Raw genomic sequence first — 22,131 nt, forward strand, 5'->3', positions numbered from 1 at the left:
CAAACCCGAAAGTCTGCCCAGCACGGGGTATAAATCATAATTGGCACTGGCTTATCAAGCACCCTGTTGAGTTCTCAAAGAACAACCACACACCACCCGAAAGCCCCGACCAACAGGACCCCCGACCTGGGGTATCTCGTTCACCGTGCCCGGCACTTCCGCGCTGGGCACTTTTACTACGTTACCTCACCGTCCTCCCCGTGTCAACCGGTGTATCCCGGTGTGTCACGCTTTGTACGGCCTTGCTCCGCTGAGCGCACACGGCGACCAGCGCTGTGCTTGATCATCGGATTTGGCAGAACCGGCCGCTACGATCTCCCGTAGGCTCGCCCGGTGCTCTGCCGATCGACAACACTACCCGGTCGGTTCCGCCCGTCCAAATCCGCCCTGCGGCGTTTCGATGAGCCCCACCCGGTCCGTGTCGTAGTGGACTGATGCCCTCGACGACCCGGTGCCAAACCTGGAACCTGACTCCTGGGGCTTTCGTCCCGTTTGCCCGTTCCGCGCTGGCAGAGAGAAAGTTACGCGGTTTCAGGTTTGATCGTCAAATCCACAGGTCATCGGCGGGAAGCCCGGCGCGCTGCCCGCCAACCCCGGATGCCGAGCACCCCCACCGTGGTCCCGATGACCAGTGCGGCGGCGATCAGGAGCAGGTGGATCCAGAAGAAGCCGGTCGGTGCGCCCCCGCCGACCGTCCCACCGGCCCAGGCCCGCGCGTCGTTCCAGATGGCCAGCCCGAACCTCGGCCAGATCGCCCAGGTCCACACCCCGACCCCGATCAGGAACAGCGACCAACCCCGCGACAACACCATGGTCACCGAGTATTCCAGTGCTCCCGGTCCCCACCGGGGGCGAGCACGGACGCGCACCCCCGACAGCCGCGTGCCCGCCAGGTCCGCCGTCGGCACCGACGCGGACAGTCGCTTCGTTTCCACCATGCCCATCGGCCGAGCCAGACCGAGCCAGCCACGTCTACCAGGCCAGCCACGCCCGCCGGGGCCAGCCAGCGCCGACCAGGGCCGGCCGGGCCAACCAAGCCCGCCGTGCCGACCACGCCCGCCGTGCCGACCAAGCCCGACCCGGCCGGCCACGCCAGCCGGGCCAACCGCGTCTACCAGGGCCGACCGAGCCAGCCACGTCTACCAGGCCAGCCACACCCGCCGGGGCCAGCCACGCCAGCCAGGGCCGACCCAGGCCAGCCACGCCTGCCGGGGCCGGCCAGGCCGAACGGGTCAAACGGGCTGGCGTCGCCGCCAGCGGGCGGTCGAGAAACCGGGTGTACCCGCCGCCGGGCGGCCCGCTACCGTTGCGGCATGACCAGCGCGCCCGCCCAGCACCCCGGAACGTCGTACGACGTCCAGGTCGGTGCGGAGCGACGCCGGCGATCCGTCGCCCGCCCGCGCTGACCCATTCCCTGCGACCGGCGGATCGAGCCGCCGGTCACCGCCGCTGTCCTCGGTCCGTCCGCAGACTCTCCCATCCCGGAGATCCGCGTCGACGGATCCGAGCAGATCGGCGTACCCATGGATCTTGAAAGGCTGCTCACCGACCGGCTGACGCCGGCGTTCACCGCCGTGGCCGACGGCCCGGTCGACCCCGTGGTACGGCGCTCGCCGCGCGCGGACTTCCAGTCCGACGCGGCGTTGGCGCTGGCCCGGCGGCTCGGCCGGTCGCCGCGCGAGATCGCCCAGGCGGTGCTGGACCGTGCGGTCCTCGACGACGTCTGCGCGACGGCGGAGGTCTCCGGTCCGGGCTTCGTCAACCTGACGATCGACGACGGCGCGCTGGCCGGCATGGTCGCCGCGCTGGCCGCCGACGACCGGCTCGGGGTGCCGGTGACGGCCGCACCGGAGACCGTCGTGGTCGACTACTCGGGGCCCAACGTGGCGAAGGAGATGCACGTCGGGCACCTGCGCTCCACGGTCATCGGCGACGCGGCGGTACGGCTGCTGGGCTGGCTCGGGCACCGGGTCGTGCGGGTCAACCACCTCGGCGACTGGGGCACCCCGTTCGGGATGCTGATCGCGCATCTGGTGGACCTCGGTGAGGCGGAGGCGGCACAGGAGCTGTCCATCGGCGACCTCGACGGGTTCTACCAGGCGGCCCGGTCGAAGTTCGACGCCGACCCGGCCTTCCGGGACCGGGCTCGGCAGCGGGTGGTCGCGTTGCAGGGTGGCGATCCGGAGACGCGGCGGCTGTGGCGGCTGCTGGTCGAGCAGTCCCAGCGGTACTTCCTGACCGTGTACCAACTGCTCGACGTCACCCTGACCGAAGGCGACTTCCGGGGCGAGAGCGCGTACGACGACCGGCTCGGGGCGGTGGTGGGCGACCTCGACCGGCTCGGGCTGCTCACCGACAGCGCCGGGGCGACCTGCGCCTTCCCGCCGGGGTTCACCGGGCGGGACGGCACACCACTGCCGTTGATCGTGCGCAAGGGCGACGGCGGGTACGGCTATCCGGCGACCGACCTGGCCGCGCTGCGGCTGCGTACCGGCGAGCTGGGCGCGACCCGGCTGCTCTACGTGGTCGGCCTGCCGCAGCGGCAGCACTTCGCGATGGTGTTCGCGGTGGCCGGGCAGGCCGGCTGGTTGCGCCCGCCGGCCCGCGCCGAGCACCTCGGCTTCGGCTCGGTCCTCGGTCCGGACGGGCGGATGCTGCGTAGTCGGACCGGGGAGTCGGTGAAGCTGGTCGACCTGCTGACGGAGGCGGTGACCCGGGCGACCGCGCTGGCCCGGACCAAGAACCCCGCGCTGGACGAGGCGGACGCGGCCGAGATCGGCCGGGCCGTCGGTATCGGCGCGGTCAAGTACGCCGACCTGGTCACCGACCGCACCCGCGACTATGTGCTGGACTGGGAACGGATGCTGGCCCTCGACGGCAACACCGCCCCCTACCTGCAGTACGCGTACGCCCGGACCAGGTCGGTGTCGCGGCGGGCCGGCACCGCTGTCGACCCGGACGCCCGGGTCGTGCTCACCGCGCCGGCCGAGCGGGCGCTGGCGTTCGAGCTGCTCGGGTTCGCCACCGTCGTCCACGAGGTGGCCCGGACGATGGAGTTCCACCAGCTCGCCGGCTACCTGCACCGGTTGGCGACCCGGTTCAGCGCGTTCTACGAGCGCTGCCCGGTGCTGCGGGCCGACGGGGAACTGCGGGCCAGCCGGTTGCTGCTGACCGACCTGACCGGCCGCACCCTGCGGCAGGGGCTCTACCTGCTCGGCATCCGTACCGTCGAGCGGATGTGAGCCGACCGGCCCGTGGTCGACCCGGGCCGGGCCGGGTGGCGCGGCCCGGGTCGTCAGCTGGCCCCGGTGCGCAGTTGCTCGAAGTGGGGCTTCATCGCCGGGTAGTAGTCACCGAAGTCGGCCTTCGGGGCGTCCGCCGGGGCGTCCGGGCCGGCGGTCACCAGGAGATCGAGGTAGAACTCCCAGCCGGGGCCGATCTCGCCGACGTGCTCCTCGCTGTCGAGGTGGTGGGTGAACCGCAGTTCGGTGGTGCCGGCCGTCTCGGTGAGCGCCAGCTCGATCCGCCAGCCGCCCGACTCGTCGGCCGACGACACGGCCAGGTGCCGGGGCGCCTCGCACGCCTCGATCCGCAGCGCCGTCCAGGGGGTGCCGTCCTCGAAGGCCATCTGCAACCGGATCGTGCGGCCGGGGCCGGCGTCGCCCTCCCACCGCCCGAACCAGCGGGCGGTACGGTCGGGTTCGGTGACGCTCGCCCAGACGTCCTCGATCGGGGCGCGGAAGGTGCGCACCAGCACCAGGTCGGTGCCGGTGAGGGTGCGGAACAACTGCCCGGTGGGGATGCCGGTCATGCGGTCTCTCCTACTGCTCGGGGTGCCGTGTCGCGGGTGCGCCGCTCACGGCGGGTGCGGTGGACCTCTGTCTCCAGCGCGTCGAGGTGCTGCGCCCAACCGCGCGGACGACGCAACCGGGCGAGCCAGTCGACCAGCTCGGTGAGCCGGTCGGTGTCGAGCCGGTAGCGCCGCTGCCGACCCACCAGCTCGCTGTGGACCAGGCCGCTGTCCCGCAGCACCCGCAGGTGGCGGCTGACGGCCGGTCTGCTCACCGGGAACCGGTCGGCGATCTCCCCGGCCGGGAGGTCACCGTCGCGCAGCAGCTCGAGGATGCTGCGGCGGATCGGATCGGATATCGCCGCCGCCACCTCGTCCACCCGGAAAGCGTAACCCATCGGTTACGGGTTTCCCGGGGTGCCCCCGTCAGCGCAGCGGGGCCGGCAGTGGGCGTACCCCGGTGAGCTCTTCGGAGTGGGCCCAGAGGTCGGCCGCGAGCTGCCGGTCGGTGGCGGTGCCGCGCAGCGGCGCGAAGGTGGGCTCCGCACGGCGGAACAGCCGGCCGGGGCCGATGTGCCGGCCGGTGGGCGCGGCCGGCACGGTGGCCGCAAAGAGCATCGGTGCCGCAGCCTCGTCGAGAGGGCGGCGCAGCGGCCCCATGACGACGGTCTCGACCCGCCGGGCGAGGGACGGCAGGTCCCGGGAGAGGTCGGTCCTGGTCATCCCGGGGTGGGTGAGCAGACTGCGCACCGGTGAGCCCGCGGCCCGCAGCCGCCGGTCGAGTTCCAGCCCGAACAGCACGTTGGCCAGCTTCGACGTGGCGTACGCCCCGCCCGGGGAGTAGCGGCGCTCGGCGGCCAGGTCGGTCAGGTCGAGTCGACCGAGCCGGTAGAGACCCGAGGAGACGGTGACCACGACCGGCGTCCGGCCGGCGGTCAACACGGGCAGCAGCCGCCCGGTGAGGGCGAAGTGGCCGAGGTGGTTGGTGGCGAGTTGGCTCTCCACCCCCTGTGGGCTCAGCCGCCGGGGAACGGTGCCGATGCCGGCGTTGTTGACCAGCGCGTCCACCACGTCGACCGCACTCCCGAGGTCCTCGGTGAAGGCGCGGACCGAGTCGAGGTCGAGCAGGTCCAGTCGACGCACGACGAGATCTGCCCAGGGGTGGTCGCGCAGGATCCCGGCCCGGACCCGGGCGCCCTTGGCGGTGTCCCGGACGGCCATCACCACCCGGCCCCGGCGGGCGGCCAGGTGGCGGGTGATCGCCACGCCGAGCCCGCTGCTGGCGCCGGTGACCACGAACGTCCGGCCGGACTGGTCGGTGAGATCGGCGACGGTCCAACCGGGTGCGCTGTCCATGGGGTGCCTTCCGGTGGAGGAATGAAGTGGATTACCTATCCGATTGAACCCGGAGGTAAACGGATTGTCAATCCGATCGGATGGTCCATCCGTTGGGTTAGGCTGGCGCGGTGACGACGACACTGCGTGCGGACGCCGCCCGCAACCGGGAACGGGTGCTCACCACCGCCCGTGCCGTAGTGGCGGAAGGTGACCTGTCGTTGCCGCTCAACGAGATCGCCCGGCGGGCCGCAGTCGGCGTCGGCACGGTCTACCGGCACTTCCCGACCCGACGGGCGCTGCTGGAGGCGCTCGCCGCCGACGCCTTCGCCGCGCTGCTCGACCAGGCACGGGCGGCAACCCGCGAGGACGACCCGTGGGCCGGCGTGGAGCTGCTGCTACGGGCCTTCCTGCGCAGTCAACTTGACGATCCGGCCCTCGCCGAGGTGCTCGCGACCCCCGCGGAACAGGACGCCACCACGCAGACCACAGCCGGTCGCGCGGAGTTGGGCGACCTGGCCGCGACCGTGCTGGAGCAGGCGACCCGGGCCGGCCGACTGCGCCCCGGCCTCACGCTGGACGACCTGCAACACCTGGTCTGCGGTACCGCGTTCGCCGCCCGGATCGCCGGCACGCCCCGGCACCGCGACGAGCTGTACCTGACCGTGCTGCTCGCCGGGGTCCGCGCACCCGACCCCGGCGAGGGGTCACGGCAGGCCGACTAACCGGGCCGGACGCACGGGTCGGCGGTCGTGGTCGACGGGCTGTCCGCCGTACGGCCGTCGGTGCCGGTCACCCGCACCGACCAGGTCACCGCCGAGGCACGGAGCCCACCCACCGTCACCTGGGCGGACGACCCGTCCACGGTCATCGCCCGGCTCGCCGCCCGGCCACCCGCAGGTGTCCACCGCACCCGGGCCGTCCCGAGCGTGGCACTGCCGGTGGCCCGGACGACCAGGCTCCAGGTGGCCGCGCCGCAGCGCACGTGCGCGTTCGCCGTCACCGTGAAGGGCACGGCCAGCGGCAGTGCGGCCGGCGGGTGGGGCACGGCCGGTTTTCCGGTCGGGGCGGGGACCGGCGGCGTACCCGCAGGCGGCACGACGGCGGTCGGCTGCCCGGCTCCGGCCGACGGCGAAGCGACGACCGGCGGCGGGACCGCCGTGGCCGGCACACCGGCACCGGCCGGACCCGACGGCGACGCACCCCGCTGCGGGGAACCGCCGCCCGTCGGGGCGGTCGACGACGTGCCACCGGACAGTTCGCCGGAGGTCACCGCCGCCTGCTCGGCGGCCGGCCCGACGGGCGACAACGCCCAGGTCCCGGCCCCGAGGAGCAGCAACAGCAGCAGACCGGCGAGCCGCCGCCGGTTGCGCCGGCGGGCCGGCGGGCCGGCGGTGACCGCGACCGGCCGCTCCGGGCCGGCGGCGGTGCCCGCAGCCGCCGCGTCACCCGAGGTCACCACCGCCACGGGCGCGGCGACCGGCACCGCGTGGACGACCCGTCCGCCAGCGGCGGCATCCGGGGCGTCCCCCGCGACGACGGAGTCGCCCGGCGACGCAGCGGTCTCGGACGACGGAGGCGTCTCGGTCCGGCCGTCGGACGCCCCGACCGGACCGGCCGGGTCGGGGACCTCTCCCGGGGCGGCGGCGTCGACGGCACCCCCGTCGGTCGGACCCGCGTCGGCGGAGCCCCCGTCGGCAGGGTCGTCGCCGGCCGGGTCGGGGCCGGGGTCGGGGCCGGCGACCTGGCCGGTGGCGGGATCCACGTCGGCGAGCCGCGGCCAGACCGAGTCGGCGACCACCAGAAAACCCGGTGCCGTGTACGCGGTCAGCAGCGCCGCCGGATTGCACTGCTCGCGCCGGAGCAGCCCACACCGGGCGCAGTCGTCGATGTGCCGGGCGACCCGCTTGCGCAGGGTCGGGGTGAGCCGGCCCTGCCAGTCGTCGAGCAGGTCGGCCAGGGCCGGGCAGTCCCGCGCCCCGCCCCGGGCGACGAGCAGCGCACCGAGTGCCCGTTCGAGCTGGGACCGGGCCCGCGACAACCGGGCGTGCGCATGGTTGGCGGGCACCCCGAGCGCCGCACCGATGTCCACGGAGGACAGATCGTGGCGGATCGCCAGGTGCACCACCTCACGGTCACCGGGATTGAGCGCGGCGACCGCCAGGTGCACCAGGTCGCGTACCTGGTCGGCGTTGACGGCGGCGGCCGGGTCGGCGGTGTCGGCGACCGGCTCGGTCGCCTCCGCCAGCGGAGCGGAGCGGGACCGCTCCCGCAACTGCCGCAGGCACTCCGTCCGCACGATCGCGTACAGCCAGGACCGCAGCCGGTCCGGGTCACGCAGCTGGTCGATGCGCTGACCGGCGAGGAGGAACGCGTCGTGGACGGCGTCCGCGGCGGCCTCCGGCTCGCGCAGCATCACCCGGGCGTACGTGTAGAGCCGGTCGGCGTACCGCCGGTAGATGCCCTCCAGGCCGACCCGGTCACCACGTCGCAGCGCCTCGACCAGCGCCCGGTCGTCCAGCGCCGTCACATCCATCCGTTCCCCCACCACTCGTCCACCGCTCCAGTAGAGCGAAGAAAAAAATTCCCGGGAACTTTCTGTTGGCATGCCGACCCCCCGGCACTCCCACGGGTGTCATCGCAGCGCCGACACCGGGAGACACCCATGACAACGACACGTTCCTCGACCCGCCGACCGGGCACCGGCCGACGCCGGTACCTGGCCACCGTAGTGGTCGCGACGCTCGCCGCCGGACTCGTCGCGACCACCTCGGTGGACGCCACCGCCGCCATCGTCCCGGGTGGCCCGACCGGGGTGCCCGGGGCCGCCGGAGCCGAACCGCTGGCCTTCCGGGTCGACCCGGGCCTGACCGCGCCCCGGCTGTCACTCGACACCGTCGGGCGGGTCGGCACCGACCGGCAGGTCGGTGTGGTGGCCGGGCCGGACGGGAAGCCCGCCGGCCTGGTGCTCGACGAGGTGATGGTGCGGGTCGCCGGCCAGTCCGAACTGGACGCCTTCCTGGCCCGCTGGGGTGGTCAGGTGCTCGACTCGTTCGCCCCCGACGAGCAGGGGCAGGACCACCTGGTCCGGGTGGACGCCAACCGGGCCGACCCGGCGGGGCTGGTCGCCGACCTGCTCGCCGCCGAGCCACGCCAGTCCGGCGGGTACCGGGTCGGCGACGAGCGCGCGTTGCGGCTGCTCGCGCTGGCCGCCGCCGAGTGGCGTACGGGCACCGAGCTGGTCCTCGACTGGCTGGTGGAGCCGTCCGGCATCACCGACGGCCAGGTGTTCGAGGCCCCGGACATCGGCAAGAACGTCTTCGACTGGACGTTCATGCGGGCCGGTGGCGCGATGGACATCGGGGTGGCGCCGGCCTGGCAGCTGCTGGAGAGCAAGGGTCGGCTGACCAAGCAGGTGAAGTACCTGGTGCAGGACGGCGGCTTCCAGTTCAACTCCGACTTCCCCAGCAAGGTCTCGCTGCACAAGGCGGAATGGGGCGAGAGCAACACCAACGACTGCACCGGCGGCACGCCCTGCCCGTGGCACGCCACCAGCGTGGTCCTCGCCGGGATGGGCCGGGTCGACAACGACTACGGCACCGCCGGTCCGGCCGGGCCGGTGGTGCAGGAACTGGTCGCCGTCCGCAACGGCATCGACTACTGGACGGTCCTGCGCCGGCTGGAGAAGGCCGCCGAGTCGACCCACCCGGACGTGGTCAACCTCAGCTTCACCCGGGACGTGAACCTCGGCGTCAGCCACGCGCGCACCTGGACCGACCGGCGGATGAAGCACGTCCGGGACACCGGGGCGCTGATCGTCGCCGCCGCCGGCAACAACGGCACGAACGTCGACGGCGACACCCTCTGGGTGCCCTGCGAGAGCACGCACGTCATGTGCGTGGGCGGGATGAACACGAACGCGACCGTGTCCGGCGGGTCGAACTGGGGCACCAAGGACCTCACCACGTCGGTGGAGATCTACGGTCCGATGTGTGTGGCGGGCCTGACCGATCCGGGTACGCCTGCGGTCAACACCACGAAGACCACCTGCGGCACCAGTGTCGCCTCGCCGTTCGTGGGCGGGGTCGCCGCCCTGGTGATGGCCGCCGACCCGACGCTCACCTCCGAGCAGGTCCGCGAGATCCTCAACGACACCGCCCACGTCGGCGGGCTGGGCGACAAGGTGACCGGCAGCCAGCGCCGGGTCGACGCGCTGGCCGCCGTCGCCGAGGCCCTGGGCGTGACCGTCGGCAAGCCAGCGGTGACCATCAGCACCCCGAAGACCAAGCAGAAGTTCGGGGTGAACCAGTCGGTGGACCTGTGGGGCACGGCCACCGACTTCCTGGGCAAGGAGATCCCGCTCACCTGGACCAGCAGCCTCGACGGTGAGCTGGCCACCGGGTCGCAGACGTTCGTGCCGTCGCTGTCGGCCGGCAGCCACGTCATCACCGCCAGCGCCACCGACAGCCTGGGGCGTACCGGCTCGGCGTCGGTGACCGTCACGGTGGTGGACAGCCCGACGACGGTGGGGATCATCTCGCCGCCGGCGGGGCTGACCCTCACGGCAGGGCAGTCGGTCGGACTGCTCGGCACCTCGAACGATCCGGACCTCTTCGGCCAGCTCCCCGACGCGGAGGTGTCCTGGACGGTCCGGCGCGGCAACACGGTGGTCCTGGAGAAGGCCGGTCACCAGGCCCTGCTGCCGGCGAACGCGGTCACGCCGGGGGCGTACACCGTGACGTTCGCGGCGGGTGGGGCGAGCGTGCAGCGGGCCTTCGCGGTCACCTCGGCACCGGCCGGGCAGTCCCGGCCGGTCGCCACGATCACCCTGCCGACACCGGCCCTGGAGCTGACCACGATCGAGTCCGGGCCGAAGTCGGTCGCGTTCGTCGGGACCGGGTTCGACGTCGAGGACGGCGTGGTCGCCGGGACCCGGTTCCGGTGGACGGCGTACGGCGACGGCGGCGTCAAGCAGGTGCTGTGCCAGGGCGGCGGGGTGCCCACCGGCGAACCGGTCGACGACAAGGGCACGCCGAAGAACTGTGCGTCCTTCACCGCGGCGCTGGCCCAGCTGACCAGCGGGACCGACACCACCACCTGGTCGGTGTGGCTGGAGGTCTTCGACGCGTCGGGTCTGGTCGGCACGGACTCCGTGCCGGTCCGGATCCGGCGGGTCACCCCCTGACGGTCCGTTTCCCCATCCGAACTCCGCCCGGGACCGACCGGTTCCGGGACCGCACGACACGAGGAGAGAACATCATGCGCAGCCAAGAGTGGACGCGACGGACGGTCGCCCTGGGTGGTGCCCTGCTGAGCGCGGTGGTGCTCGGTCAGGTCGCGCTCAGCGGGCCGGTGGCGGCGGTGCCCGGCCTGCTGATCCGCACGACGGTCGGGCCGAGCAACAGCGTCGCCAAGTCGCAGAGCGCGGTCTGCCCGACCGGCACCACGGTCATCGGCGGGGGCGGCGCGATCACCGGGTCGGGTCTCGGCCAGGTGGGCATGGACATCATGCAGCCGCTGGCCAATTCCGGGCTCTACTCGGTGACCGGCCGGGAGGACCCGAACGGTGTCGCCGGGAACTGGGCGGTCACCGCCGGCGCGATCTGCGCCCCGGCGCCGTCGGGTCTGGAGGTGGTGACCGGCCACTCCGCGTCCAACTCGGTCAACCCGAAGTTCCTGGAGTTGTTCTGCCCGGTGGGCAAGCGGGCCATCGGCGGCGGTGGTGCGGCCCTGGCCCTCGGCTCGGGGGCGAGTGACGTGCTCCTGGAGGACCTGCGGATCAACCAGAGCAGCGTGACGGTGGCGGGGGTCGAGGCCGGCAACGCCTTCGCGGGCAACTGGTCGGTGGACGCGTCGGTGATCTGCGTCGACCCGCTCCCCGGTGAGCAGCGGGTGATCGTGGACAGCGCCGACAACTCCACGGCCAGCCGCACGGTCACCGCCACCTGCCCGGCCGGCAAGCGCCTGCACGGGGTCGGCGGCGAGATCGTCGGCGGCGAGGGCCAGGTGCGGCTGACCGAGATGCGGCCCACCTCGTCGACCACGGCGACCGTCCGCGCCGCCGAGGACGAGAACGGTTTCAGCGGCAACTGGAAGGTGCGCGCGTACGCCGTCTGCGCGACCTGAGCCACCGGTCGTCGACCGACAGCCACCCCTGAGGCCCTGCGGTCCCGCGCCGATTCTCCGGCGCGGACCGTGGGGCCGTCCGCCGTCGGGCCGGCATCCCCGGTGCCTCTTGCCGTCGGGCCGGGTCCCCGGTGCCCCTTGCCGTCGGGCGCGGGAGACGGGCGGGGTGAGCAACGGTCGGCGGTCGCGGCGCAGGGTTGTGTCGACCTTCGCCGATGAGTAACGTCACGAATCGGTGCGACTACTCACCGTCATGGCAGGAGTGTTCCACATGACACAGACCACGCAGACCGACCTGCCCCACTGGCCGCCGGTCAACCCGGCCCGCAGCCCGTTCGCCCTGCTCGACGACGCCGAACGACTGCGCCTCGCCGGTCAGGCGGTGACCCGGGTGCAGCTGCCCACCGGAGCCACCGCCTGGCTGGTCACCCGGCATCCCGAGGTGCGGCAGCTGCTGCGCCACCCGGCGTTCAGCTCCGATCTGCAACGCCCCGGCTTTCCCCTGCTCCGCCCGCTGCCCCCCGAGGTGACGGCGGATTCCCAGGGGGCCTTCATCCGGATGGACGGCGAGGCGCACCTGCGGCTGCGCCGGATGCTCACCGCAGAGTTCATGATCAAGAATGTCCGCCGGATCGAACCGCTGATCCACCAGACCGTCTCCGAGGCCCTGGCCGACCTGGCCGCCGCCGGCCCACCGGCCGACTTCGTGTCGACGTTCGCCCTGCCGCTGCCGTCCAAGGTGATCTGTCACCTGCTCGGCGTCCCCTACGCCGACCACGACTTCTTCCAGTCCCGCAGCCGGCTGCTGCTCAACCGCCAGGCGCCGATGGACCAGCTCCAGCACGCCGCCCAGGAGCTGCGGGAATACCTCCGGTCGCTGATCGACGCCAAGCGGGCCCGGCCCGACGACGCCGACGACCTGCTCAGCCGGCTGATCCGGGAACGCGTCGAGCCGGGTGAACTCGGCGTCGACGAACTCGGCGGGATGGCCCTGCTGCTGCTCATCGCCGGCCACGAGACCACCGCCAACATGCTCGGCCTGAGCGTCCTGCTGCTGACCCGCCACCCCGGGCGGTACGCGCTCCTGCGCGACCGCCCCGACCTCGCCCCGGGCATGGTGGACGAGCTGCTGCGCTACCTCAGCATCGTCCGGACCGGGCTGTTCCGGGTGGCCACCGAGGACGTCGAGATCGGCGACCGGCTGATCCGGGCCGGCGAGGGCGTCATCGCCCTGCTCTCCCTGGCCAACCGGGACCCGGAGGTCTTCGACGACCCCGACGGGTTCGACCCGTACCGGCAGGCCCACCAGCACCTGGCCTTCGGGTTCGGGATGCACCAGTGCATCGGTCAGCCCCTCGCCCGAGCCGAACTGCGCGTCGCGCTGGTGGAGTTGGCACGACGCTTCCCCGACCTGAGGGTGGCGGCGGACCCACAGGAGTTGACCACCCGGGACAACTCGGTCGTGTTCGGCCTGGACGCTCTCCCGGTGACCTGGTGACGCCCACCCCACGACAGCTACCGGCGGAGACGACGCCGCGGGTGGCCGTCGACCGGGAGCGGTGCTGCGGGGCGGGCAACTGCGTCCTGACCGCCCCGGAGGTCTTCGACCAGGACGACACCGACGGCCTGGTGCTGCTGCGTGACCCCGCCCCGGGAGCCGCGTCGCGCGACCGCGTCCAACGGGCCGCCGACCTCTGCCCGGCGGGTGCGATCCGGGTCGGCTGACGGCACCGGTGAGCGTCCGTCATCCCCATCCGCGCCGCGCTGGTCGGGTGCCCGGCCCCGTGACCCGGGCACCCGACCGGCGGCCGCTCACGGGAGAAGTTCGACGTACCCGTCGGTGCCGTGCACGCGGATCCGCTGCCCGTCCGGGATCAGCCGGGTGGCGTCCACCACCCCGACGACGGCCGGCAGGCCGTACTCCCGGGCGATCACCGCGCCGTGGGTCATCAGGCCACCGACCTCGGTGACCAGCCCGGCGACGGTGACGAACAGCGGCGTCCAACTGGGATCGGTGTACGGCGTGACGAGGATGTCCCCCGGTTCGAGATCGGCCCGTGCCACGTCCCGCACCACGCGCGCCCGACCCTCGACGGTCCCGGCGGAGACCGCCAGGCCGACCAGCGCGCCGACCGGCACGTCGTCCCGCTGGTACGTCCCGGCGACGATCTCGCCCTCCGAGGTGAGCACCCGGGGCGGGATGAGCGCCCGGTACGACAGGTGCTCCGCCGCCCGTCGACGGATGAGCCCGTCGTCGGCCCGGCGGGTACGGACGACCTCGTCGAGTTCGGGGAACGTGAGGTACCAGATGTCCTCCCGGTCCCGCAGCACACCGTCGGCCACCAGGCGGTCGGCCTCGGCCAGCAACGCCTGCTTGTATGCGAAGGTGCGGGTGACCATGCCGTACTTCGGGTACTCCCGGTAGCCGACGAACGTCCGGGCCCGGTCGATCATCCGTTTGGTCCGCTCGGCCTTGTCCGCGCCGCCGTCGGGCAGGGCCCGCAGCCGCTCCAGCACCTCCCGCTCCTTGTCCCGCGCCGTGCGCAGGCCCTGCTCGAAGTGCCGCCCGCCGGCCCCCGGTGCGAAGTTCCTGATGTTGCCCAGGATCAGCGGCACCAGCATGGCGGGACGTTCCCGCCAGCGGGGCCGGGTGATGTCGATCTCGCCGACCCCCCGCATGCCGTACCGGTCGAGCCAGGACCCGATGGCCACCCGGGCCTCCCGGCCACCGGCGAGCTGGTCCAGCCCGGCCAGCAGGTCGTCCGGCCCGCCGGGGGCGTCGCACTCCCGGCCGGGCCCGCCGTCGTCCGCCACCCGGCTCAGGAAGGCCACGACCTCCGGGTACGGCCGGATCGCGTCGGCGACGTCCAGCAGGGCCAGCCCCATCTCCGACGTGACGTTGTGCGGGACGGACTGGGTGAGCGGGTCGGCGGCGTTGCGCTCACCGAGCCACTCCTGGAGGTGTTCGTTGAGCCACCAGACCGCCTCCATCCCGGCCATGATGACCGGGATGCTCCTCGGATCGATCATCATCCGGGTCAGCCGGGGGAAGTCGGTCCGGATGAAGTCGAGCAGCGCCGGCCCGGACTTCGTCCGGATCTCGCGGGCCAGGGCGGCGTTGGCGTCGTCGATCCGGGTGATCAGCTCGGTGACCAGCGCGGGATCGGTCTCGACGGGCGGTGCCGCCGGCCCGGGTGGCGGCCCGGCGGGCTTCTCGTCCGGCACCTCCCGGACGAAGTCACCGCGCTCCACAACGGTGCGCAACGCGTCCCCGATCAGCGGGTCGGACCTGCCCAGGGCCGCCAGCAGGCCGGCGCGGCCGGTCGGCGACGCCAGCTCGGGCGTCACGTCGGCGAACAACCGGCCGGCGGCCTCGTACATGGGCCGGGCGGCGATCAGCTGGTACATCGAGAACCCGAGGGGCTTCATCGGGTCGGTCATCATCTGCTGGTGGCCCACGGACACGTAGACGTGGTTGTCGGTGTCGTCGGCCACCGGGACGGGGAACAGCGTGGTGACCGGTCGGGTCTGGACGATCTGGAAGTCGTCGTCGACCAGGCACCACTCGATGTCCTGCGGCTGACCGAAGTGCGCCTCGATCCGCCGGCCCAGCCGCACCAGCCGGACGACCTGCGGGTCGGTCAGCGCCGGCTGGTCCTGCCGCTGCGGGTCGATCGCCACCACCCGGGTCCCGCCGGTCGGCGTGGTCCGCACGGCGTGGCGTTTGGCGGCGATCGTCCGGGCGACGACACGGTCGTCGCGGACCCGGAAGACGTCCGCGTCGACCAGCCCGGAGACCAGGGCCTCGCCGAGGCCGAACCCGGCCTCCACGAAGGAGACCCGCCGGTTGCCGGTGACGGGATCGGCGGTGAACAGGACGCCCGCCGCCCCGGCGGGGACCATCCGCTGGACGACCACCGCCATCGCGACCCGGTGGTGGTCGATGCCGTTGCGCTGGCGGTAGGTGACGGCCCGTGCGGTGAACAGCGAGCCCCAGCACCGGCTGATCTGCCGCAGGACCGCCGTCGGGCCGACCACGTTGAGGAAGCTGTCCTGCTGCCCCGCGAAGGAGGCGGTCGGCAGGTCCTCCGCCGTCGCGCTGGACCGGACGGCGTACCCGCCGTGCTCGCCGAGCGCATCGAGGGCACGGATGATCTCCGTCGCGACGTCGTCGGGGACGGTGACGTTCTCGATGGTGCGGCGGATCTGCGCGCTGAGGGTGCCGATCGCCGCCCGTTCGGTGGGTGCCAGCCGGGCCAGTCGATCGAGTTGCCCGTCGAGTCCCGACGCCAGCGCGGTGACCCGCCGGAAGGCGTCCGTCGTCACGCAGAAGCCCGCCGGCACCCGGACCCCGTCGATGCGGGTCAGTCCGCCGAGGTGGGCGCCCTTGCCGCCGACCAGGTTCCGCTGCGTCGGGTCGACCTCACGCAGACCCCGTACGTACCGACCGGTCATCGGGCGACCTCCGGGACGGTCGGGCGTCGCCGCATGACGGCGGCCGGGTGGTTCAGCGGCCTCGAATATGTCTTCGGGTACGTGGACATCGTTTCGCCTTCCGCTGGTGACAGGTCGCCGGCGCACCGTCGTGATGCATTTCCGCTGGCGGCGACCTCGGCTGACGATTCTGCGGGGTGACCCGGGTCTTGCGGCAAGTCCCCCCGTCCGCTATATGTTGGGAGAGCAAGAAATGGTGCGCGCGTCGAAATGGCGAACGCGCCCGGCGAAAACGCTTTCACCAGGCCACCTGTCGATATCGGGGCCGGGCGGTCGGCGTCAGGGCCCCGGTCGGGGACGGTCGGCGACCGGCGTCGGGGCGGTCGGGGCCGGGACGGTGGCCGACCGGCGTCGGGGCGGTCGGGGCCGGGACGGTGGCCGATCGGCGTCGGGGCGGTCCGGGGTGACACGCCGGTGAGCGGCGGGCCGACCTCAGCTGATCAGCGCGCCGACGTCCAGCCTTGCGCGCGCAGCCGTTCGATGCCGTCCAGCAGCAGGTCCAGCGCGAACTCGAACTCGAACTGGTCGTCGCAGCCCTGCCCCACGACGGACCCGTCGTCGTGCGAGGCCGCCTCGGCGATCTCGGCGACGTGCGGGAACCGCGCCGCGACCTCCGGCGGCAGGGGCGCGGGGGGCGTCGGGGCGGCCGGTCCGGTCCGGCCGGCCTGCCGGGACGCGTCGAACAACTCCTGGCTGAAGCCCAGGATGCGGCTGCCCATGGCGTGCATGACGTGGTGGGTGAGGTCGGTGGAGAGGCCACCGGCGCGTAGCGCCCCGATCATCGAGTCGAGGTAGCCGAGGACGGCCGGCGTCGCCATGGTGCGCGACTCGATGGCGAGCGACGCCCAGGGGTGCCGACGCAGCACCTGCCGGGCCGACAGGACACGTCGGCGGATGGCGGGCTGCCAGCCGACGCCCGTCGTCAGCGGCTCGATCTCGCCGACCACCACGTCGATCATGCCGTCGAGGAGTTCGTCCTTGTTGGCCACGTGCTTGTAGAGGGCCATCGGCACGACGCCCAGTTCCTGCGCGAGGTTGCGCATGCTGAGCGACTCGATTCCGGCCCCGTCGGCCAGCACGACGGCGGCGCGCAGGATGCGGTCCCTGCTCAGCGGCGTCCGGCGCAGCGTCTCAGCCTGCTCGGCCATCTCGGTCCCTGTCCTCGGTCGGCGAGGGAAACCTTAACCGGCATTGACAGGTGTACGCCGTACACCTACCGTGGTCGACATCTGGTGTACGGCGTACACTCCGAGGAGGGCGAGATGAAGGCGATCGTGCAGGACCGGTACGGGCCCCCCGAGACGTTGACCCTCGCGGACGTCGACGTGCCGGTGCCCACCGCCGACGAGGTGCTCGTGCGGGTCGAGGCCGCCGCGCTCAACGCGTACGACTGGCACGTGATGCGCGGCGATCCCCGGATGGCGCGGTTGGCGCTGGGCCTGACGCGGCCCCGGGCCCGCATCCGGGGTCGCGATTTCGCCGGTCGGGTCGAGGCCGTCGGCGTCGACGTGCGTCACCTGCGCCCCGGCGACAGCGTGTTCGGCGACCTCGGGGACGCCAACGGCGCGTTCGCCGAGTACGTGTGCGCCCCCGCCGCCCTGGTCGCGCCGAAGCCGGCGAACCTGACCGCGCCGCAGTCGGCAGCCCTGCCACTGGCCGGGGTGACCGCGCTCCAGGGGCTGCGGGACGCGGCCCGGGTCGCGCCCGGCCAGCGCGTGCTCGTCAACGGCGCCTCCGGTGGTGTCGGCACCCTGGCCGTGCAGCTCGCCAGGGTGCTGGGCGCGACGGTGACCGGGGTGTGCAGCACCCGCAACGTCGACCTGGTCCACTCGCTCGGCGCCGACCACGTCGTCGACTACACCCGCGAGGACTTCACCCACGGGGACCGCCACGACGTGGTGTTCGACCTGGTCGGCAACCGCAGCCTCACCGCGCTGCGGCGGGCACTGACCCCAACCGGGACGCTGGTGCTCTCCGGCGGCGGTGTGTACCGGGGCGGCAGCCTCCTCGGGCCGGTCCGGCTCATCGCGCGGGGGCGGCTGCTGGCCCCCCTCGTCCGGCAGCGCGTCGTCGTCCTGACGGCGACCCCCGGCCGGGAGCACCTCGACACGCTCCGCGCCCACACCGAGGCCGACCACCTCACACCGGTGATCGACCGGACCTATCCGTTGCCCGAGGTGCCCCATGCCATCGGCTACCTCGAAGGCGAACACGCCAGGGCGAAAGTGGTCATCACCATCTGACCGGCCCGCCATCCGCCGGCCCCGACATCCGCGACGACGCCGACTCCACGGCCGGGCAGGCTCCCGATTCCCCGGTCAAGCGTGCCCGGCTCAGAGTTCCGTCAATATCACCTGTCAGTCAGCTGGCAATGGTGAAAGCGCTTCGATTTCCTGCTCCAGCACTGTCGGCGAGCGACGAATCTCATTTACCATCGTCGATGCAATGCCTCGTTCATCCGCCGTTCACCCTACCGACGGCCGGCCTTCGAGGCGTCCGCACCGCGCCCGGGCCCGACGCACCCCACCCCGCCCGCCCCGAGGAACAGGACCCCCCATGACAGCCACCGCACGTCGTACCGCCGTCCTGGCCGGACTCACCGCCACCCTGCTGGCCGGCCCGCTCGCCGTCGCCGCCGTCGCCGCCGCGACCGCCACGATCACCCTCAACGGCTCCAGCGCGAGCGTCACCGGCAGCAACGTCACCGTCGCCGGCAGCGCCGTCACCATCACCGCGCCCGGCACCTACGAGATCAGGGGCACGCTGAACAACGGCCACATCGCTGTCGACACCGCCGTCACCGGCACCGTGGAACTCGTCCTCGCCGGCGCCTCCATCACCAACTCCACCTCCTCACCGCTGTACGTGACCAACGCCAGCGCGGTCACCGTCACCCTGGCCGCGGGCACCAGCAACAACCTCACCGACGCGGCGACGTACACCAACACCGGGGAGCCGGACGCCGCCCTGTTCAGCGCCGCCGACCTGACCATCGGCGGCACCGGCGCGCTGACCGTGCGCGCCAACCACGCCGACGGCATCGTCAGCAAGGACGACCTGGTCATCCAGTCCGGCACCATCACCGTCAACGCGGTGGACGACGCGATCCGGGGCAAGGACTCCCTCACCGTCAACGGCGGCACGATCGCCGTCACCTCGTCCGGCGGCGACGGGCTCAAGTCCAACGACACCGAGGCCGGCAAGGGCGTGCTCACCATCACCAACGGCACCATCACCGCCTCGGTCGCCGACGACGCCATCAAGGGCGAGAACGTCCTGAACATCTCCGGCGGCACCATCAACGTCACCCGGTCCTACGAAGCGCTGGAAGGACTCCGGACCACCATCAGCGGCGGCAACATCACCGTCGTGGCCAGCGACGACGCGGTCAACGCCGCCGAGGAGGGCCTCGGCCACATGGAGCCGTCCGCGATCGCGTTCATCAAGGTCACCGGCGGCACGGTGGTGGCCACCGGCGGCACGGACGGCTTCGACTCCAACGGGTCGCTCACCTTCGCCGGTGGCACCGTGGTGGCCCGGGGCTCCAGCACCCGGGGCGGCGGCGAGGGCGCGATCGACGCCGACGGCCCGATCGCCTTCACCGGCGGCACGGTGGTGGGCGCGGCGCTGACCTCGCTGGCCGTGTTCCAGGCGGTGCCGAACACCGGCCAGGGCTGGGTGGCCCCCCGGTTCAACGCCAACCTGGCCGCCAACACCATCGTGCACGTGGTGTCCGGCAGCACGGTGCTGGGTTCGTACCGGACCTCGGCCACCGTCCGGGAGGTCGTCTTCTCGTCCAACCGGATCACCAACGGCCAGCGGTACGACATCTACACCGGCGGCAGCGTGACCGGCACCAATGTCGGCGGTCTCTACACCGGCGGCAGCATCACCGGCGCCACCCGGGTGCTGACCGGCGTCACCGCCGGCCGGTACGGGCGGTTCTGAGTCCGGGCCCTGCGGTTCGGGCCCACCCGGGCCCGAACCGCGCCACCGGCCCGCCTTTGCACCACCGCCAGATCCGATGCCACACCGCCGGACGCCGCACACGGCAAACGGCCGGCGGACACTTCAAGGAGCAAATATGTCGCGCTTGGTCCTGGCCGGAGTGGACCTGGTCGCCGTGGTCCTGCTCGTCTTCGCGCTGTACTTCCCGCGCCACCGACGACGGGACCTGGTGGTCGCCTACCTCGGCGTCAACGTCGGCGTGTTCGCCGTGGCCAGCTCACTGAGCAGCAGCACCGTCGGCGCCGGGCTCGGGCTGGGGCTGTTCGGGGTGCTGTCGATCATCCGGCTCCGGTCCACGGAACTCGACCAGCACGAGGTGGCGTACTACTTCTCGGCGCTCGCGCTCGGCATCCTCGGCCCGCTCTCCGGCACCTCGGTCCTGACGGTCGGCGCGCTGACGGTGCTGATCCTCGCCGTGATGTTCGTCGGGGACCACCCCCGACTGCTGCGCCGGTACCGGCGGCACGTCATCGTGCTGGACAGCGCGGTCACCGACTCGGTCGCCCTCACCGCACACCTGGAGCAGTTGCTCGGCGCCCGGGTGCACAACGTCAACGTCGAGCGCGTCGACCTGGTCAACGACACCACGATCGTGGACGTCCGCTACTCGCGGCCCAGGGTCACCGCCACCGGCGGGCGGCGGCCGGTCGACGCGGGCGCCGCCCGGTGACCGCCTCCGACCCGCCCACTGCGGCCCTGACCCCGCTCACCGCGGCGCTGGCCCCGCCCACCGCGGTCCTGACCCCGCCCACCGCGGTCCTGACCCCGCTCACCGGTGCGCTGGCCCAGCTCACGCCGATCGGGCTCGCGGAACTGACCGAACGCGCCGCGCTACAGACCCGGTTCGACCGCAAGTACCTCCTTCCGCTCGCCGAGCTGCCGCACCTGCTCGCCGGGCTCGACCACACCGACCAGGTGCTGGAGATCGACGGCAGGCGCGCGTTCCGCTACGAGTCGATCTACTTCGACACCGCCGACCTGGTCAGCTTCCGGCTCACCGCCCGCCGACGCCGCCGCCGCTTCAAGATCAGGACGAGGACGTACCTCGACTCCGGCCTCTGCTGGCTGGAGGTGAAGACGGAGGGCACCCGGGGCGGCACGGTCAAGGAACGGCTGCCCTACCGTCCCGACGACAGCGGCACCCTCACCCCCGGGCGGTCGTTCGTCGACGGGGTGCTCGCGGCGCTGCGCACCGGCCCCACCCTGACCTTCGCGCCGACCCTCACCACCAGCTACCTGCGCAGCACGCTCTATCTACCGGCTACCGCGAGCCGGGCGACCATCGACGTCGCGTTGCGCTGGGAGGATCACCGGGGCCGTCGGTTGGCGCTGCCCGAACTGGCCATCATCGAGACGAAGACCGGCTCCACCGCCTCCCACGTCGACCGGCTGCTCTGGCGGCAGGGTCACCGCCCGGTGGCCATCTCCAAGTACGCGACCGGGCTGGCCGCCCTCGACCCCGACCTGCCCGCCGGGCGTTGGCAGCGCACCCTACGTCGGCACTTCCACCCCACCCTCCACGGGGATCCGGGCGCGCGCCAGGAGACGTCTCACCGGGGCGGCCCCGCAACAGACCCCGCCGCATCCTGCGCCCGCGGGGGCAGCCGTAACGCGTAACCGACACCCCGGACGGTGTGGATCAGGGGCGGGTCCCAGCGGTCGATCTTCCGCCGCAGGCAGTAGACGTACGACTCGACGATCCGGCCGTCGCCACCGAAGCGGTAGTTCCACACCCCGTCGAGGATCTGCGCCTTGCTGACCACCCGGCCCGCGTTGGCGAGCAGGAACCGCAGCAGGTTGAACTCGGTGGGCGACAGCGGCACCGGGTGCCCGCCCCGGCGTACCTCGTGGGCCTGCTCGTCCAGCTCCAGGTCGGCGTACCGCAGCAACCCGCCGTCCTGGGTGCCCTGATCCGCCCGGTAGCGGCGCAGCACCGCCCGCACCCGCAGCACCAGCTCCTCCAGGCTGAACGGCTTGGTGACGTAGTCGTCGGCCCCGGCGGTGAGCCCGGCGATGCGGTCGGCCACCTCGTCACGGGCGGTGAGGAACAGCACCGGCACTCCCGGACCGGGACCCGCACGCAGGCTCCGTGCGACCTGGAGACCGTCGAGATCCGGCAGCACCACGTCGAGCACCACCAGGTGCGGTTCGAAGTCCGCCGCCACGACCAGCGCCTCCCGGCCGCCGGAGGCCACCCGGACCTCGAAGTCGTGCCTTCCCAGCGTCGCCGAGAGCAGCGCCCGGAGATGGGGGTCGTCGTCCACGACGAGCACCCTGGGCATCGGGGTAATCACGCACTGTTCGTACGGGACATGGTGGGGAGTGGCCTCGCAGTCGGCTGTGGATCAGCTGTGAGCAACCTGCCGGTCGTGCCACCC

Annotated in this window: 18 protein-coding genes; 10 read left to right on the plus strand and 8 right to left on the minus strand. The window is 72.8% G+C overall.

Going from position 1 to position 22,131, the window contains the following annotated elements; translation table 11 throughout:
* Positions 1-557 precede the first annotated feature (557 nt).
* Complete coding sequence (locus AB0K25_RS00005) at positions 558-812, minus strand: SCO4848 family membrane protein (RefSeq protein WP_219470445.1); 255 nt, start codon at positions 810-812, stop codon at positions 558-560.
* A 711-nt stretch (positions 813-1,523) separates the two neighbouring features.
* Here AB0K25_RS00005 and argS point away from each other — a divergent pair.
* Positions 1,524-3,242 carry an arginine--tRNA ligase gene (gene argS, locus AB0K25_RS00010; RefSeq protein WP_363817223.1) on the plus strand — a complete coding sequence of 573 codons (1,719 nt, stop codon included), beginning with the start codon at positions 1,524-1,526 and terminating at the stop codon, positions 3,240-3,242.
* A 53-nt stretch (positions 3,243-3,295) separates the two neighbouring features.
* Here argS and AB0K25_RS00015 read toward each other — a convergent pair whose 3' ends face one another.
* Genes AB0K25_RS00015 through AB0K25_RS00025 form a run of 3 tightly spaced genes read right to left on the minus strand, consistent with a single transcriptional unit; the run spans position 3,296 to position 5,146 of the window.
* The gene (locus tag AB0K25_RS00015; protein WP_219465172.1) at positions 3,296-3,811 is read right to left on the minus strand and encodes an SRPBCC family protein; all 516 of its coding nucleotides are present in this window, start codon (positions 3,809-3,811) and stop codon (positions 3,296-3,298) included.
* On the minus strand, positions 3,808-4,188 hold the full coding sequence (locus tag AB0K25_RS00020) for a metalloregulator ArsR/SmtB family transcription factor (protein ID WP_363817226.1): 381 nt from the start codon (positions 4,186-4,188) through the stop codon (positions 3,808-3,810). The genes AB0K25_RS00015 and AB0K25_RS00020 overlap by 4 nt, the downstream gene beginning before the upstream one ends.
* A gap of 28 nt (positions 4,189-4,216) precedes the next feature.
* On the minus strand, positions 4,217-5,146 hold the full coding sequence (locus AB0K25_RS00025) for an SDR family NAD(P)-dependent oxidoreductase (protein ID WP_219465174.1): 930 nt from the start codon (positions 5,144-5,146) through the stop codon (positions 4,217-4,219).
* A gap of 110 nt (positions 5,147-5,256) precedes the next feature.
* Between AB0K25_RS00025 and AB0K25_RS00030 the strand changes: the two genes are divergently transcribed.
* Entirely contained in the window at positions 5,257-5,850 is a 594-nt protein-coding gene (locus AB0K25_RS00030) for a TetR/AcrR family transcriptional regulator (protein WP_219465175.1), read from the plus strand.
* On the opposite strand, the gene AB0K25_RS00035 is transcribed toward AB0K25_RS00030, so the two are convergent.
* Positions 5,847-7,661 carry a sigma-70 family RNA polymerase sigma factor gene (locus tag AB0K25_RS00035; RefSeq protein WP_363817230.1) on the minus strand — a complete coding sequence of 605 codons (1,815 nt, stop codon included), beginning with the start codon at positions 7,659-7,661 and terminating at the stop codon, positions 5,847-5,849. The two genes, AB0K25_RS00030 and AB0K25_RS00035, sit on opposite strands and share 4 nt — an antisense overlap.
* Before the next feature lie 129 nt (positions 7,662-7,790).
* Between AB0K25_RS00035 and AB0K25_RS00040 the strand changes: the two genes are divergently transcribed.
* The 4 genes from AB0K25_RS00040 (at position 7,791) to AB0K25_RS00055 (ending at position 12,976) form a co-directional block, all read left to right on the plus strand.
* Positions 7,791-10,310: a S8/S53 family peptidase gene (locus AB0K25_RS00040; protein WP_357538222.1), complete on the plus strand. Its 2,520-nt coding sequence runs from the start codon at positions 7,791-7,793 to the stop codon at positions 10,308-10,310.
* 74 nt (positions 10,311-10,384) lie between these two features.
* On the plus strand, positions 10,385-11,251 hold the full coding sequence (locus tag AB0K25_RS00045) for a hypothetical protein (protein ID WP_363817233.1): 867 nt from the start codon (positions 10,385-10,387) through the stop codon (positions 11,249-11,251).
* A 271-nt stretch (positions 11,252-11,522) separates the two neighbouring features.
* On the plus strand, positions 11,523-12,749 hold the full coding sequence (locus AB0K25_RS00050; protein ID WP_357538224.1) for a cytochrome P450: 1,227 nt from the start codon (positions 11,523-11,525) through the stop codon (positions 12,747-12,749).
* Positions 12,746-12,976 (plus strand): ferredoxin, encoded by a 231-nt coding sequence (locus tag AB0K25_RS00055; RefSeq protein WP_219465182.1) that lies wholly within the window; start codon positions 12,746-12,748, stop codon positions 12,974-12,976. The genes AB0K25_RS00050 and AB0K25_RS00055 overlap by 4 nt, the downstream gene beginning before the upstream one ends.
* 87 nt (positions 12,977-13,063) lie before the next feature.
* Here AB0K25_RS00055 and rph read toward each other — a convergent pair whose 3' ends face one another.
* Positions 13,064-15,706 (minus strand): rifamycin-inactivating phosphotransferase, encoded by a 2,643-nt coding sequence (gene rph, locus AB0K25_RS00060; protein ID WP_363817237.1) that lies wholly within the window; start codon positions 15,704-15,706, stop codon positions 13,064-13,066.
* Between the two features lie 479 nt (positions 15,707-16,185).
* Positions 16,186-16,893, minus strand: a complete 708-nt coding sequence (locus tag AB0K25_RS00065; RefSeq protein WP_357538229.1) for a TetR/AcrR family transcriptional regulator C-terminal domain-containing protein — start codon at positions 16,891-16,893, stop codon at positions 16,186-16,188.
* A gap of 114 nt (positions 16,894-17,007) precedes the next feature.
* Here AB0K25_RS00065 and AB0K25_RS00070 point away from each other — a divergent pair, with 114 nt between their 5' ends.
* From AB0K25_RS00070 to AB0K25_RS00085, 4 genes are all read left to right on the plus strand, one after another.
* Positions 17,008-17,988 carry an NAD(P)-dependent alcohol dehydrogenase gene (locus tag AB0K25_RS00070; RefSeq protein ID WP_363818219.1) on the plus strand — a complete coding sequence of 327 codons (981 nt, stop codon included), beginning with the start codon at positions 17,008-17,010 and terminating at the stop codon, positions 17,986-17,988.
* Positions 17,989-18,301: 313 nt separating this feature from the next.
* Positions 18,302-19,693, plus strand: coding sequence for a carbohydrate-binding domain-containing protein (locus AB0K25_RS00075; RefSeq protein WP_363817240.1), 1,392 nt, complete (start codon positions 18,302-18,304; stop codon positions 19,691-19,693).
* A gap of 136 nt (positions 19,694-19,829) precedes the next feature.
* Entirely contained in the window at positions 19,830-20,423 is a 594-nt protein-coding gene (locus AB0K25_RS00080) for a DUF4956 domain-containing protein (protein ID WP_357538231.1), read from the plus strand.
* The gene (locus tag AB0K25_RS00085) at positions 20,420-21,370 is read left to right on the plus strand and encodes a polyphosphate polymerase domain-containing protein (protein WP_363817243.1); all 951 of its coding nucleotides are present in this window, start codon (positions 20,420-20,422) and stop codon (positions 21,368-21,370) included. Before AB0K25_RS00080 ends, AB0K25_RS00085 begins: the two co-directional genes overlap by 4 nt.
* Here AB0K25_RS00085 and AB0K25_RS00090 read toward each other — a convergent pair.
* Positions 21,304-22,035, minus strand: coding sequence for a response regulator transcription factor (locus AB0K25_RS00090; RefSeq protein ID WP_363818222.1), 732 nt, complete (start codon positions 22,033-22,035; stop codon positions 21,304-21,306). The two genes, AB0K25_RS00085 and AB0K25_RS00090, sit on opposite strands and share 67 nt — an antisense overlap.
* Between the last annotated feature and the right edge of the window lie 96 nt (positions 22,036-22,131).

This window comes from Micromonospora sp. NPDC049257 (assembly GCF_040678915.1).
Taxonomy (GTDB): Bacteria; Actinomycetota; Actinomycetes; order Mycobacteriales; family Micromonosporaceae; genus Micromonospora; species Micromonospora antibiotica.